Below are 14,594 nucleotides of genomic sequence, written 5' to 3'. Positions count from 1 at the left end.
AGCGCAATGGCGTTCCGGCCGGCTTCTCTGTATTGGTTCCGCTGGCATACAAGGTCGGGAGCGGCGCTGGAGCGCGCGTTCCCCAAAAATCACGCGGAGGTAACATGCGTAAGTTGATATTGGCCGCTGCATCGGTCGCGGTTTTGGCGCTGGTCGGTCCGGCCTCGGCGCAGTCGCCGATCATCATCAAGTTCAGCCACGTCGTGGCCTCCGACACGCCGAAGGGCAAGGCGGCCGACAAGTTCAAGGAACTGGCCGAGAAATATACCAACGGGAAGGTCAAGGTCGAGGTCTATCCGAACTCGACGCTGTACAAGGACAAGGAAGAGCTCGAAGCCCTGCAGCTCGGCGCGGTGCAGATGCTGGCGCCGTCGAACTCCAAGTTCGGCCCGATCGGGGTCAAGGAGTTCGAGGTGTTCGATCTGCCCTATATCCTGCCCGATCTCGCCACCTTGCGTAAGGTGACCGACGGCCCGCTGGGCGCGCGGCTGCTCAAGCTGCTGGATTCAAAGGGCATGACGGGTCTCGCCTACTGGGACAACGGCTTCAAGGAGATGACCGCCAACAAGAAGCTGATCACTCCGGCGGACTACAAGGGCGTCAAGTTCCGCATCCAGTCGTCGAAGGTGCTCGAAGCCCAGTTCCGCGCGCTGGGTTCGATCCCGCAGGTGATGGCGTTCGGCGAAGTGTACCAGGCGCTGCAGACCGGCGTGGTCGACGGCCAGGAGAACACCTGGTCGAACATCTACACCCAGAAAATGCATGAGGTGCAGAAATACGCCACCGTCACCAATCACGGCTATATCGGCTACGTCGTGGTCGTGAACAAGAAGTTCTGGGACGGCCTGCCCGCCGACATTCGCGACGAACTGACCAAGGCGATGAAGGAAGCGACCGCTTTCGGCAACGGCCAGTCGGCGAAGGAAAACGACGACGCGCTCGAGGCCATCAAGAAGTCCGGCAAGACCGAAATCATCGCGCTGACGCCGGAGCAGGACGCTGCGATGCGCAAGGCGATGGAGCCGGTCTACAAGGACGTCGCCAGCCGCGTCGGTCAGCCGCTGATCGACGAGTTCCTGAAGGAAATCGGGGCGGCCAGCCACTGACATAGGAGCGCGCCCTCGAGGGGACTCGCTTATAATTGCGCGGCGCCGGGTTCAGGGGACCGACCGGCGCCGCCTTCACGCAATAAGAACGATGTGCCCGGTGTCGGACCGGATGCACGGGGGGTGCGATGCTTCGAATCCTTGATCGCCTCGAGGAAATCCTGATCAGCGCGTTGATGGGCGCCGCGACGTTGCTGATCTTCGTTTCGGTCGTGCACCGGTTCGGCACCGGCATATCGTTCCTCTATCCATTCCTGATCCAGATCCACATCTCCTGGGCGCAGGAGCTGTGCATCTACATGTTCATCTGGATGGCGAAGTTCGGTGCCGCCTACGGCGTGCGAACCGGCATCCATGTCGGCGTCGACGTCCTGATCAACCGGCTCAACGACCGCTGGCGGAAGGGGACCATTCTGTTCGGCCTGATGGGTGGTGCCCTGTTCACGGCCACCGTCGGCACCATGGGCGGCAAATTCGTCATCGAATTGATGAGCACCGACCAGGTCTCGCCCGACCTCGAATTGCCGAGCTGGCTGGTCTACGCCTGCATCCCGCTCGGCTCCTATCTGATGTGTTTCCGCTTTCTGCAGGTGGCCTGGACCTACTACAGGACCGGCGAGCTGCCGCATCATGATGCCACTCATGTCGAGGGCATCGAAGTCAGTGAAAAGGCGCCGATCGCGCTGGGAGAGGCGTGATGAGCGCCGCCATTATTTTCGGGCTGCTGTTTGCCCTGATGCTGACGGGCATGCCGATTTCGATTTCGCTCGGCCTCACCGTGCTGACCTTCCTGTTCACGATGACGGAAGTGCCGATCGAAAGTGTCGGACTGAAATTGTTTTCCGGTCTCGACAATTTCGGCATTATGGCGATCCCGTTCTTCATTCTGGCGGGTACCTTCCTGACCCGCGGCGGCGTCGCGCGACGGATGATCGCGTTCACGACGTCGCTGGTCGGGCATTTGCCGGGTGGCCTCGGCCTGGCCGGCGTCGCCGCCTGCGCGATGTTCGCGGCGATCTCGGGATCGAGTGTCGCGACCGTTGTGGCGATCGGCTCGATCATGATGCCCGCGATGGTCGAACACGGCTATCCGCGCCGCTTCGGGGTCGGCGTGATCTCGACATCCGGCGCGCTCGGCATCCTGGTGCCACCCTCGATCATCCTGGTGCTGTACGGGGTTTCCACCAACACCTCGATCGGCGCGCTGTTCATGGCCGGCATCGTGCCCGGCGTCATCCTGGCGCTGATGCTGGCGGCGGTGACCTGGTTCGTGGCCTGGCGAAACGGCTATCCGCGCATGCAGAGGGCGACGCTCGGCCAGCAATGGACCGCGTTCCGCGAAAGTCTCTGGGGGCTGTTGCTGATCGGTATCGTGCTCGGCGGCATCTATGGCGGCATCTTCACGCCGACGGAAGCCGCCGCGGTCGCCGCCGTCTACGCCTTCTTCATTACCGTGTTCGTCTACAAGGAACTGCGGCTCACCGACGTGCCGAAGGTGCTGCTGCAGGCTGCCAGCATGAGTTCGATGCTGCTCTACATCATCACCAATGCGGTGCTGTTTTCGTTCCTGATGACGCATGAGCAGATCCCGCAGGAAATGGCGGCCTGGATCATCGACAAGAATTTCTCGATCTGGATGTTCCTGCTGGTGGTGAACGTGATCCTGCTGCTGGCGGGCAATGTGATGGACCCCTCGTCGATCCTCCTGATCATGGCGCCGATCCTCTATCCGCTCGCGACCAAGCTCGGCGTCAATCCGGTTCATCTTGGTGTGCTGATGATCGTCAACACCGAGGTTGGGCTTTGCCATCCGCCGGTGGGCCTGAATCTCTATATCGCCAGCAGCATCGCGAAGATGGGCATCAGCGAAATCACTGTCGCAGTGTTGCCATGGCTGTGTGCGATGCTGGCGTTCCTCGGGCTGATCACCTACATCCCCGAGATTTCGCTGTGGCTGCCGCGGCTGTTGGGAATGATCTAGCGCGTATTCCGCAAAAGTGGACACCGGTTTTGCGATCGGAATACGCGCAAATGCAGATAAACAAGAGATCACATCTTTGTAAGAGTTTTTTAATGTCTGTCCAAACTGTAAGTTGATTGCGTGGGCGCGCGCGCCCATTCTGAGGTAACCTTCAAAGGAGGTTCACATGAAGAAGTTTGCCATTGCCGGCATCGCGGCGCTCGCCATCGCCGGTTCGACCGCGGTCTATGCCCAGACGCATCGTCCGTGGTTTTACGAGCACATACAGCACATGCGAATGAGCCCCGAGGATCGGGCGGCCTTTACCGACGCGCGGATCGCCGCCGTCCACGCCGGCCTGAAACTCAACGCGGACCAGGAGAAGCTGTGGCCGCCGGTGGAGACCGCGGTGCGGGATTTCGCCAAGATGCGAATCGATCGCGCCAATGCGCGGATGAACGCAAAGCCGGATGAGGATCAGCAGAAGCCCGACGATCCGGTCGCGCGCCTGCGCGAACGCGCCGACAACATGGCGACCACGGCGACCGCGCTGAAGAAGATCGCCGATGCGGCCGACCCGCTCTACAAGACGCTCGACGACGGCCAGAAGCGCCGACTTGCCATCCTGACCCATATGGAAGGCCGGTTCGGCGGCGGCTGGCGCCATCGCGGCTTCGAGCATGGCATGATGGGCGGCGATCGGGACCGCGGCGGCGACCGGGATCATATGGACCGCGACGGCGATCGGGATTCCGGCCGGCTGTAGCCGCGCGGCCGCCAATCCCCGAATATCCGAGGAAAAGCCGCCGGGATCCGGCGGTTTTTCGCGTTTCGCCCCCTCGACAGGGCCGGGAAAACCCCAATGGTTTGCTGGACATCGCCGAATCGCTTTGCTAAACGACGCCCTCTTGCGAAGGCTTTCCGGGGCCAGGTTCCGGGCGCATAGCTCAGTTGGTAGAGCAGATGACTCTTAATCATCGGGTCCCAGGTTCGAGCCCTGGTGCGCCCACCAAGCTTTTCAAGCACTTAGCACAAATTTCTAGATAGCCTCTTTTGGGCGAGGCACTGATTTGGCACCGCCCGGGCGGGTGGCTTCTCTATCCGCTTTCCACGGGCCCGCTCGGGACGGAAAAGACGCCGAAAAGCTGGCAACCCCTTCGGCCGTGCGGCGAAGAGATGGCGGCATCTTGAAAATCGGCTATGCATCCATGGCGAGCTTAACCGCCACCGTCGGCAAAGGCCGTGGGGTCGAAATCCTGCCGCTAGCGGTGACGTGGCATGAACGAAGCGTCCACCCAATCGAAAGGGAAACGCAGAAAAACCCGTTTTTAGTTTGTGAAATTGGCGGGGCGTTTTATTCAACGTCCCGGCAGGTCGCCATATGATCAGGAAGCTTTGATACGAGGTCGCGTTCTTATCCCGATCGATTATCTCAGGCGCATCCGGCAAAAAATGGGATAGTCTTGAGCAAGATTGGGATCGATGATTTCGGAGAGCGTCTTCTCTCGAATGTTGCTCGGGCCATCCACGACACCGATCGCGCCCCGCACGTTGCATCGGAGCGCCAGCATTTATCCGATTGGCATCCTGCTTCGACGGCGCCCTACAACCAGGATCCTGAACTCCGCGTCACCAAATACGGCGCAATGAGTGTGCATTCCCATGGCGACACATCGAGGGGACGAGTGGATCAATGTGGATTTGGCAGTGCCGCTGCAGATTCACCCGGTTGAATGGCAGTCCTGGCGGCGGAGCAAGTCGCCTCACCCTCATCAGTCATCTATTTTCCGTCCAGTGGAGGGGTTCGTCGGAGCCAGCAATGGGGCGGCTGTCACGAAGATACAAAAATTGCTCAAGGGACCTTGCGGAAGCAGCCGAAGCAGTGAAGCTTGAACGTGAGCGTTGGCTAGGTGCGAGGGCAGGGAGGGTATTATCTATGCGGCTTTCTCTGATGTGTGCGGTCGTCCCGCTAATGGCGTTTGCCGTCATGGCCGGTTCGACCAAGGCGGTCGCCATACCGTTGACCCCGTTCCGCTATGAAGCCCAGGCGCAACGTCATTGCCCCGATGACACGGTGGTCTGGCTCGATTTCCGCAAAGGGATCTATTACTCCAAACGCCAGAAGAATCATTACGCGCAGGACAGTACGGGCAGCTTCGTGTGTCGGGAGGAAGCCCGCAACGGCGGCTATCGTCGCTCGCTGCTTGGCCTTCGGTAGGTCGGATCAACTCGTTCGCGGACCAATAAATTCATCCAGCCCCTGCGCGCGGCTATTGGTGCCGCGCGTGAGAGCCGTTAGGCACTAGTAGCAGGGCGGGTAGGGTTGGTAGCCGCATCGTGGTGCGTAAGCTCCGTAAGCACCGGCGGCAGCTGCACCAACGCCCACGGCGACCCCCACCCGCGCTGCGCGGCGCACCGGTGCGCGATAGACGCCGGCGTGATGAACACCAGCGCGGCCAACGCCAACAACCGCCCGCCCTCCGCGGAACGCAAAAGCGTCAGTGGAGACAGTCGCGACGCAGGCAATACCGATGATGGCGGACGCTGCGATCGAGATAATGCTTCGATGTGACATGATTGATCTCCTTTCTCAGGTTGATCAATTCCTTGCTAAGCGCAGTCCTTCCAATGTGCGTTGACCTGAATCAATTTGAAGCGTTGCTGTGATCACATCGCGCAATCATAGCCGATGCGGTCAATCGATAGGGTCAAGCCTGCTGTCGCATCCCTAACGCCTGCGCTGTTTCTGGCTTCATCCCGCGAAGTGTCGCCTCCGATGAACTGAACATACGAGATGCCCTGATGGTCATCGCGGGCAAGTTTCGATCTGGCAGCACGACCTGGGACCGCCGCCCGCGCGCCGCAGTGCCAGGGAGATCGACGGATCCCGCAACTCAGTCGATGAAAGTTCTATAGATGTATCAATCGCGCTTCGCCGGCTGGCCACGCTTGAGGCGGGCTCTTGCTGCCCTCAAACGCTGTATCTCTTCGTCGGTCGTCTTGATCTTTTCGTCGAGCTGCTCAATCCTCGAGCTGTTGGACGCATCGTCGCTGCGCAGCTTATCGAGCAGCTTTCCGACCGAGAGTTTGTTGATTTCAGACATTAAAAGCTCCTCTGCGCGTTGAACAATCGATTTCCTAGTACCGCTCAGGCACGAATTTCATTCGCCGCAAAGTCGCCAGATCGTTGTACCGGTTCTTGTCGGATCTCTCCGGCAATTTAACCTGTTCCGGCGGCAGGCGCTTGAAGGGGATCGTCTTCAGCAGGTGCGAGATGCAGTTCAGCCGCGCGCGCTTTTTGTCCTCGGAGCGAACGACGTACCACGGCGCATGCTTCGAATTGGTTGCCTTGAGCATCATATCGCGCGCTTTTGAATAGTCGTACCAGCGCCGATAGGATTCGAGATCCATCGGACTCAATTTCCATTGGCGCAGCGGATCGTCGATCCGGGCCGCGAAACGCTTCTCCTGCTCCTCCATGCCGGCTTCCAGCCAGAGTTTGATCAGGATGATACCGGCGTCCACGATGTATTTTTCAACTTCCGGGCAAAGCGCAAGGAAACGCTCGTGTTCCTGCCTGGTGCAGAAGCCCATGACGTATTCGACGCCGGCGCGGTTGTACCAGCTGCGGTCGAAGATGACGATTTCTCCCGCGGCGGGAAAATGTTGCATGTATCGCTGGAAGAACATTTGGCTCTTTTCCCGATCGGAAGGAGCGGGCAGTGCAACAACCCGAAAGACGCGCGGGCTCACTTTCTCGGTGAGAGCTCTGATTGTTCCGCCCTTGCCGGCGGCATCGCGTCCTTCGAACACTATGACGGCCCGTAGCCCCTTGGTGGTCACCCATCGTTGGAGATGGCAAAGCTCGACCTGCAGTTTGCGCAGCTCCTTTTCATAGGGTTTGCGCTTCATCCTTGAATCCGGCTCGTCTGTTGCCATCGCCGTTGCCCTGCTCGGTCGCCCGATTAGCTAAAGAATAGACGTCATCCAGCCCGATCACGCGAAAGGCGGGGCGAGCGGGCCTCGTCACCAGCTCAGCGTGATGCCGATATCGCCCGGTACCCCGCCTGGGAAGTCGATGATCTGATACGCAATCTTGTAACCACGCGGCTGCAGATAGTCCTTCCACAGGTGAAAGATCTCCTTGGGCATTCCGGTGAGCGTGTTTTCCCAGCCGGGTTCCATCTGGTTGATCGCTCGGCCGCGGTCCGTACAGAGAACATTGGGGAATCTGTAGACCTGGACCTCGTGAAGCCCATTTTTCACGGCGCGCTGGATCACGGTCGAAGCGCGTTTGACCTTCTCGTCTTCCGTAAGGCCGGAGGGCTTGGTGAGCTCTTCGATCAAAGCCTGCTTTTCGGCTTCGGCCGCGGCCATCAGTCGCATGTGTTCGTCAGCCTTCTCGGCTTCCTTGAGCGCGGACTGTTTCCGAATGTCCTTTGCGGTGGGCAGCAGTTCATCGATGTTCAACATGATTGAATCTCCTGAAGGATGTCGTATCTACGTCAGCCTCTCTGTCGCTTCTTGACATACCGATGTACCAGTCGAGGGTACCAATTCCCCAGCTTAAAAAATACTCACTTGTGGAGCGTTTCTGTTGAGGTGGATCAACCAAATGTCTTGCGAGAGTGAATAATAGGAGCAGAGTTAGTATGCCAGAAAAAGATGGAGCTGAAAAATGTCGACGGACAATCAGCAGGTATCGGGCAACACGCTCTTCGGTCTTTTCGGTCCCGCTTTCGAATACATGGTAGATGCGACGCAGCGCGGCGTCTTGCTCTGCGATGTGATGCGCCAGCGCAGCAACCAGTATCGCGACCATCTCGCCGAGAAAGTCCCCAACGTCCTCGATTATAAAGTCGAACTGGTGATGGACGGCCGGACGCTGGAGCGACCGGTCAACTACCTGCTAGTGCGAATCATTCCACCGGAAGGCGTCGAAATCGATCCCACCCGTCGGCCATTCGTGGTGGTGGATCCGCGCGCGGGTCACGGCCCGGGCATCGGGGGCTTCAAGGCGGACAGCGAAATCGGCGTTGCCATGAAAGCAGGGCATGCTTGCTACTTCGTCGGCTTCATGCCCGATCCGATGCCGGGGCAGACCATTGAAGATATCGCCCGCGCCGAGGCGACATTCCTTGAGAAGGTGATTGCTTTACATCCCCAGGCGGACGGAAAGCCGTGCGTTATCGGCAACTGCCAGGCCGGCTGGGCCGTGATGCTTCTCGCTGCGATCAGGCCTGAGCTGTTCGGTCCGATCATCGTTGCCGGCGCGCCGCTGTCGTATTGGGCGGGCGTGCACGGACAAAATCCGATGCGCTATTCCGGCGGCCTGCTCGGCGGCAGCTGGCTGACGGCGCTTACCAGCGACATGGGCGGTGGCAAGTTCGATGGCGGCTGGCTGGTGCAGAATTTTGAGAACCAGAATCCGGCTAACACGCTGTGGAGCAAACAGTATAACGTCTATTCCAAGGTCGACACCGAAGCGCCCCGATACCTTGAGTTCGAACGCTGGTGGGGCGGGCACGTCAATCTTAATGCCGAGGAAATCCAGTTCATCGTGGATGAGCTGTTCGTCGGCAACAAGCTGGCAGCCGGTCGCATCGAAATGTCGGACGGCACTGCCGTCGACCTTCGTACCATTCGTTCACCGATCGTGGTGTTCTGCTCGAAGGGCGACAACATCACCCCGCCACAGCAGGCGCTGGACTGGATTCTCGATCTTTATGACGATGTCGATGAGATCAGGTCGTTCGGCCAGACCATCGTCTATACCGTCCATGAGACGGTCGGCCATCTCGGAATCTTCGTTTCGGGCGGTGTGGCCAAGAAGGAGCACAATGAGTTCTCCAGCAATATCGACCTGATCGATATGCTGCCTCCTGGGCTTTACGAAGCGACATTCGAGCGTAAATCCGGCGAGACCACCAATCCCGATCTCGCATCGGGAGAGTGGGTCATGCGCTGCGAGCAGCGGACGCTGGATGATATCCGCGCCATGGGCGGCAACACGCCGGAGGATGAGCGCAGGTTCGCGACCGCCGCGCGGGTCTCGGAGATCAATCTGTCGCTCTACCGCGCCTTCCTGCAGCCGATCGTCAAGGCCATGGTCACGCCGCAGGTGGCGGAGTGGCTGAAGCGCTGGCATCCGGTTCGGATGTCGTACGAAATGTTCACCGACGCCAATCCGTTCATGCCCGGGCTGGCAAACGCTGCCAAAAAGGTCCGCGAGCAACGAAGGCCCGTATCCGGCGATAATCCCTTGGTTGCCGCTCAGGAAAAGGTTTCCGGCGAGATCGTCAAGGCGCTGGACGGCTGGCGGGAAAGCCAGGAAAAGCTGTCCGAGAAGATTTTCCTCGCCGTGTACGGATCGCCCGTGCTGCAGGCGGCTGTCGGCATTGATCCGGCGGTTGCCAGGCCTCGAAGGCCCGGAAAATCGCCGCTGCATGCCGAGCTACGGGCCAAACGCATCGCAGAACTGAAATCGCAGATCGCCAAAGGCGGCCTTCAGGAGTGCACCATTCGCGGCTTGGTCTATGTCGGCATGGCGCGAGGTTTCGTCGATGAACGCGGCGTTGCGGCATTGCGCCGAATTCGCCTGACCGAAGAAGGAGCGCGACTGACGCTGGCGCAGTTCAAGGCGATGGCGCGCGAGCAATTCTTCCTCCTGCTGCTGGATCCGGAAGCCACGCTGGCGGCGATCCCGAAACTGCTGCCGGCAGACGTTGCCGAACGACGCAAGGGCCTTGCCGCCATTCGCAATGTCCTGAGCGCTGCCGGTGAAATCTCAGGCGAAGCCGCGGAACGGCTGAAAACCGTGACGGCACTCTTCGAAGCCGATGATGCCGGGTTTCCGAGAATGGAGCGAGCCAAGGCCTCGTAACCGGGTCACGAACGAATCTATTGGGAGTCGAGCCATGAGCGTAGTTCCGATCGACGCTGGCGAAGGCCAGGCCCAAGTCCATGTGAAGTACGAACGCCTGATTGCAGCTGCCAAGCAGGTGCCGTCGGCCGTGACCATCGTCGTGCACCCTTGCGACGAGTCCTCGTTGCGCGGTGTCTGCGAAGCCGCCGCCGCCGGCATCATCAAGCCGGTCCTGGTAGGTCCGGCGGCCAAGATCAAGGGGGTAGCAGCGCAGTTCAATTTCGACATCTCGCGCTTCGAGATTGTCGATGCGGCTCATAGCGAGGCGTCCGCGGCGAGAGCCGTCGAGCTGATTCACGAGGCCAAGGGCGAGTTGTTGATGAAGGGCAGCCTTCATACCGACGAACTGATGCGCAGCGTCACCGCAAAGGCGACTGGTCTGCGGACCGACCGGCGGATCAGCCACGTCTTCGCCATCGATGTGCCCGGTTACGCTCAGACATTGTGGATTACGGACGCGGCGATCAATATTTTCCCGGACCTGGATTGCAAGCGCGACATCGTGCAGAACGCGATCGATCTCTATGCGGGGATCGGCCTTGGCGAACCGCGGGTCGCGATCCTGTCGGCCGTGGAGACGGTCACTTCGAAGATTCCCTCGACCATCGAGGCCGCCGCGCTCTGCAAGATGGCGGATCGTGGCCAGATCACGGGCGCCTTGCTTGACGGCCCGCTGGCGTTTGACAACGCCATCGACAAGGAAGCCGCCAGGATCAAGGGCATCAAATCGGCCGTTGCCGGCCAGGCGCAGATCCTGGTCGTGCCGGACCTCGAGGCCGGCAATATGCTCGCCAAGAATCTCACCTTCATGGCAAAAGCCGACTCGGCCGGCATCGTTCTCGGCGCCCGCGTTCCCATCATTCTCACTTCGCGCGCGGATTCGCTCCGGGGCCGCATGGCCTCATGCGCGATTTCGGTCCTTTATGCCGACGCCCGCCGTCGTGCCTCAGCCGTCGCGGCCGCGTGAATGTCATGGACACGATCCTCGTCGCCAATGCGGGCTCGTCGAGTGTAAAATTCCAGGTTTTCGGGATCAGTGCCGACGGCGGCCTGATGCGCCAGATCAAGGGCCTGATGGACGGAGTCGGAAGCCGCCCGCGACTGCGCGTCACTGCGGTCGATGGCGCCGCGCTGGTCGACCGTACCTACGAGAGCGAAACCGTGCATGATGTGGCGACCGCGCTGGCGACAGCGGGCGGATGGTTACGCGAGGAACTCAAAGTCGATCCGATCGCGATCGGACATCGTGTGGTGCATGGAGGCCCGGACTACGACAGGGCGGTCCTTGTTGATCAGGACGTGCTGGCGCGCCTGGAACGCTACATTTCGCTGGCGCCGCTCCACCAGCCTTATAATCTTGCGCCGATCCGGTCGATCCTCGCTCGCTTCCCGAACTTGCCGCAGATCGCCTGTTTCGATACGGCGTTTCATCGCGGCCACGGCCCACTGGCGGATCATTTCGCGATTCCCTTGGCGTTGCATGCTGAAGGTGTGCGACGTTATGGATTCCACGGGCTTTCTTACGAATATATCGCGAGCGCTCTTCCGCAAGTAGCTCCCGAAATCGCTGGCAAGCGAGTGATCGTCGCGCATCTCGGGAGCGGTGCCTCGATGTGCGCGCTCGACCAGGGGCGCAGCATCGAAAGCACGCTGGGATTTACGGCACTCGACGGACTGCCAATGGGTACACGGCCGGGCCAACTCGACCCTGGCGTCGTGCTTTATCTGCTTTCGGAAAAAGGCATGTCGCCGGGCGAAGTGCAGAATTTCCTTTATCGCGAATGCGGCCTGAAGGGGCTCTCCGGCATAAGCAACGATATGCGCGAACTTCAAGGCAACAGCGATCCGCGCGCGGTCTTTGCAGTCGACTATTTCGTGCACCGCGTGGGTTTGAATGCGGGAATGCTGGCCGCCGCGCTGCAGGGTATTGACGGCTTCGTCTTCACAGCCGGTATTGGTGAAAACTCGCCCCAGATCCGAGCGGCTATCGCGGGCAAGCTCGCTTGGCTCGGCGTTTCCCTGGATGCGGCCGCGAATTCCGAAAACAAGCTGCTGATTTCGGGGCGTGAGAGCCAGCTGCCGCTTTACGTCATCCCAACCGACGAAGAGCTGATGATTGCCCGGCACACATGGTCGGTGCTGTCGCATCAGTCAGATAAGTCCGTAAAATACGAGAGGGTGTCATGAGCTCAGCAATACCCGTTTATCCCGAGACCAAGGTAGCCCTCAAAGGCCGCAAGGGTCTGATCGTCGGCATCGCCAACGAGCAATCGATCGCCTGGGGCTGTGCCAAGGCGTTCCGCGCGCTGGGCGCCGACCTGGCCGTCACCTACTTGAATGAAAAGGCGAAGAAGCACGTGCAGCCGCTCGCGAGCGCGCTCGAATCGTCTATCTTCATGCCCATGGACGTCGGGATTGCCGGACAGACCGAGGCCGTGTTCGAGCGAATTGAAAAGGACTGGGGGCAACTGGATTTTCTTGTTCACTCGATCGCGTTCTCGCCCAAGGAGGCTCTCCACGGACGAGTGATCGATGTCCAACGTGACGGCTTCCTGGCGACCATGGATGTCTCATGCTGGTCGTTCCTCCGCATGGCGCATCTGGCGGAGCCGTTGATGAAGAACGGCGGCACGATGTTCACGATGACTTATTACGGCAGCCAGATGGTAGTCGAAAACTACAACATCATGGGCGTTGCCAAGGCGGCACTGGAATGCGCCGTTCGATATGTCGCCGCCGAGGTCGGCCCCAAGGGCATTCGGGTTCACGCGATTTCGCCCGGCCCGCTGGCGACGCGCGCAGCCTCGGGAATTCCCGAGTTTGACGAACTGATGGCCAAAGCGCAGTCCAAGGCGCCCGCACGAAGCCTGGTGAGCATCGACGACGTCGGGAAGGCGGTTGCTTTCCTCGCGCTCGACGGCGCGAAGCTGATGACGGGCGACACGATTTACATCGATGGTGGCTACCACATCATTGATTGAACAGGGCCGCCGATTGACGGCTGCGCTTTTCGATGTAGCTTGGATCGAAAATGCATCGTCATGCTAACCGGCTGCGAGGCCGTTAGCAGCGCATGACCGGCAAATGGGAGGATGTGATGCGCTTGATAGCCTGCATGTTGTTGGCGTTGTGGGGGATTTCATCTCCCGCGAACGCTCAATCGGCCGAGACGCCGGCGGCTATTCCCGTTGGAGTGATTATAGCCGAACGCAAGCCGGTTACCAAGACACTGGACTTCGTCGGACGCGTTGAAGCGATTCAGCGGGTCGAGGTGAAAGCGCGCATCACCGGGTATCTCGAAGATATCGCGTTCAAGGAGGGCGAGTTCGTCAAGGAAGGAGCGCCGCTCTACGGCATCGAGAAAGGGCTCTTTCAGGCGGCCGTCGAACAGGCCGAGGGTGAATTGACAAAGAGCAAGGCCGCCAAGGTACTGACTGAAGTGCAGTTGCAGCGTGCGGAGGATCTGTTGGCGAAGAACTCCGGTACTGCGGTTGCCCGCGACCAGGCGCTCGCGTCCGATCAGTCGGCGCAGGGCGCAATACTGGTCGACGAAGCCAATCTTCAGACGGCCAAGATCAACCTCGGCTATGCCAGTATCACTTCACCGATCACCGGCAAGATCGGCAAGACGAATATAACGAAAGGCAATGTGGTAGGCCCGCAGAGCGGAACTCTCACTGTCATCGTCAGCCAGGACCCGATGTACGTGACGTTTCCGGTGAGCCAGCGCGAATTCCTGCGCGCCCAGGCTACTGGCAAGAGTGTCGACATCACTGGAATAAAGGTGGCTCTAAGGTTTGCCGATGGCAGCGCGTACAAGCAACCCGGCAAGATTAACTTCGTCGACGTCTCCGTCGATCGCGCCACCGACACGGTTCTGGCGCGCGCCAGTTTTCCGAATCCCGAGGCCGGGCTGATCGATGGCCAACTAGTCAGCGTGGTGCTGGAAAGCGGAACTGCGGAGCAGAAGATCGTGATTCCGCAGGCAGCACTGATTTCTGATCAGGAGGGGATTTACGTCTTCATCGTGAGCGACGGAAAGGCGGCGGTCCGCAGGGTCAAGACCGCCGGTCCGAGCGGGACCGGTGTCGTTGTGGAACAGGGCCTGACTGGCGGCGAACAGGTGATTGTCGACGGCATTCAGGGGTTGCGCCGGGACGTGGCGGTCCGGGCAACACCGTTGCCGCCAGCGCCTGACAGGAGCTGATTCGATGTTCTCCGCAATTTTCGTCGACCGTCCGCGTCTGGCGATCGTAATTGCCGTCGTCACCACGATCGCGGGCGCCCTGGCCTATCTCGCGATGCCGGTGGCCCAGTATCCCGACATCGTGCCGCCGCAGGTCTCGGTCACGACGATGTATCCCGGCGCCAATTCCGCCGTGGTGGACGCCACCGTCGCCCAGCCGATCGAGGCACAGGTCGTCGGCGTCGACAAGATGATCTACATGAAGAGCACGAGCGGTGACGACGGCAGCTACACGCTTACCGCGTCGTTCGAGCTTGGCACCGATCCGGACATCAACACGGTCAACGTCAATAACCGGGTGCAGACCGCGCTGTCGCTGTTGCCGCCGGAGGTCCAGCGTCAGGGGATTAACGTCAA

General features: G+C 60.1%; 14 protein-coding genes, 1 tRNA gene and 1 pseudogene. 13 read left to right on the top strand and 3 right to left on the bottom strand.

Features of this window, described 5'->3' with window-relative positions; all coding sequences use genetic code 11:
- Nucleotides 1-104 precede the first annotated feature (104 nt).
- The 7 genes from B5525_RS00080 to B5525_RS00055 all read left to right on the top strand — a co-directional run bounded on the left by B5525_RS00080 (nt 105) and on the right by B5525_RS00055 (nt 5,284).
- Entirely contained in the window at nt 105-1,106 is a 1,002-nt protein-coding gene (locus tag B5525_RS00080; protein ID WP_079563828.1) for a TRAP transporter substrate-binding protein, read from the top strand.
- Between the two features lie 128 nt (nt 1,107-1,234).
- Nucleotides 1,235-1,804 carry a TRAP transporter small permease gene (locus B5525_RS00075; protein ID WP_079563826.1) on the top strand — a complete coding sequence of 190 codons (570 nt, stop codon included), beginning with the start codon at nt 1,235-1,237 and terminating at the stop codon, nt 1,802-1,804.
- Complete coding sequence (locus tag B5525_RS00070; RefSeq protein ID WP_079563824.1) at nt 1,804-3,087, top strand: TRAP transporter large permease; 1,284 nt, start codon at nt 1,804-1,806, stop codon at nt 3,085-3,087. Before B5525_RS00075 ends, B5525_RS00070 begins: the two co-directional genes overlap by 1 nt.
- Before the next feature lie 166 nt (nt 3,088-3,253).
- Nucleotides 3,254-3,832 (top strand): Spy/CpxP family protein refolding chaperone, encoded by a 579-nt coding sequence (locus tag B5525_RS00065; RefSeq protein ID WP_079563823.1) that lies wholly within the window; start codon nt 3,254-3,256, stop codon nt 3,830-3,832.
- 170 nt (nt 3,833-4,002) lie between these two features.
- Nucleotides 4,003-4,078 (top strand) — tRNA-Lys (locus B5525_RS00060).
- Between the two features lie 175 nt (nt 4,079-4,253).
- Nucleotides 4,254-4,451, top strand: a complete 198-nt coding sequence (locus B5525_RS43455; RefSeq protein WP_154072990.1) for a hypothetical protein — start codon at nt 4,254-4,256, stop codon at nt 4,449-4,451.
- Between the two features lie 551 nt (nt 4,452-5,002).
- Nucleotides 5,003-5,284, top strand: coding sequence for a hypothetical protein (locus tag B5525_RS00055; protein ID WP_154072989.1), 282 nt, complete (start codon nt 5,003-5,005; stop codon nt 5,282-5,284).
- Between the two features lie 703 nt (nt 5,285-5,987).
- Here B5525_RS00055 and B5525_RS00045 read toward each other — a convergent pair.
- From B5525_RS00045 to B5525_RS00035, 3 genes are all read right to left on the bottom strand, one after another.
- Nucleotides 5,988-6,170 carry a hypothetical protein gene (locus B5525_RS00045; RefSeq protein ID WP_079563820.1) on the bottom strand — a complete coding sequence of 61 codons (183 nt, stop codon included), beginning with the start codon at nt 6,168-6,170 and terminating at the stop codon, nt 5,988-5,990.
- Nucleotides 6,171-6,204: 34 nt separating this feature from the next.
- Nucleotides 6,205-7,005: a polyphosphate kinase 2 gene (gene ppk2, locus B5525_RS00040; RefSeq protein WP_079563818.1), complete on the bottom strand. Its 801-nt coding sequence runs from the start codon at nt 7,003-7,005 to the stop codon at nt 6,205-6,207.
- 87 nt (nt 7,006-7,092) lie between these two features.
- Nucleotides 7,093-7,539, bottom strand: coding sequence for a hypothetical protein (locus B5525_RS00035; protein WP_079563816.1), 447 nt, complete (start codon nt 7,537-7,539; stop codon nt 7,093-7,095).
- Between the two features lie 205 nt (nt 7,540-7,744).
- Between B5525_RS00035 and B5525_RS00030 the strand changes: the two genes are divergently transcribed.
- The 6 genes and pseudogenes from B5525_RS00030 to B5525_RS00005 all read left to right on the top strand — a co-directional run.
- Entirely contained in the window at nt 7,745-9,949 is a 2,205-nt protein-coding gene (locus B5525_RS00030; RefSeq protein ID WP_079563814.1) for a DUF3141 domain-containing protein, read from the top strand.
- 34 nt (nt 9,950-9,983) lie between these two features.
- Nucleotides 9,984-10,958 carry a phosphate acetyltransferase gene (locus B5525_RS00025; protein WP_079563812.1) on the top strand — a complete coding sequence of 325 codons (975 nt, stop codon included), beginning with the start codon at nt 9,984-9,986 and terminating at the stop codon, nt 10,956-10,958.
- Between the two features lie 5 nt (nt 10,959-10,963).
- Complete coding sequence (locus tag B5525_RS00020; RefSeq protein WP_079563810.1) at nt 10,964-12,178, top strand: acetate/propionate family kinase; 1,215 nt, start codon at nt 10,964-10,966, stop codon at nt 12,176-12,178.
- On the top strand, nt 12,175-12,972 hold the full coding sequence (fabI, locus tag B5525_RS00015; RefSeq protein WP_079563808.1) for an enoyl-ACP reductase FabI: 798 nt from the start codon (nt 12,175-12,177) through the stop codon (nt 12,970-12,972). The genes B5525_RS00020 and fabI overlap by 4 nt, the downstream gene beginning before the upstream one ends.
- 116 nt (nt 12,973-13,088) lie before the next feature.
- A complete protein-coding gene (locus tag B5525_RS00010) occupies nt 13,089-14,198 on the top strand; it encodes an efflux RND transporter periplasmic adaptor subunit (protein WP_079572718.1) in 1,110 nt (369 codons plus the stop codon).
- Between the two features lie 4 nt (nt 14,199-14,202).
- Nucleotides 14,203-14,590, top strand: a pseudogene (locus B5525_RS00005) (efflux RND transporter permease subunit); the annotation flags it as partial.
- Nucleotides 14,591-14,594 lie beyond the last annotated feature (4 nt).

The organism is Bradyrhizobium erythrophlei (assembly GCF_900129505.1).
Taxonomy (GTDB): domain Bacteria; phylum Pseudomonadota; class Alphaproteobacteria; order Rhizobiales; family Xanthobacteraceae; genus Bradyrhizobium; species Bradyrhizobium erythrophlei_D.
The sequence above is the reverse complement of the archived record's forward strand: the minus strand, read 5'-3'. Positions and strand labels throughout refer to the sequence as shown.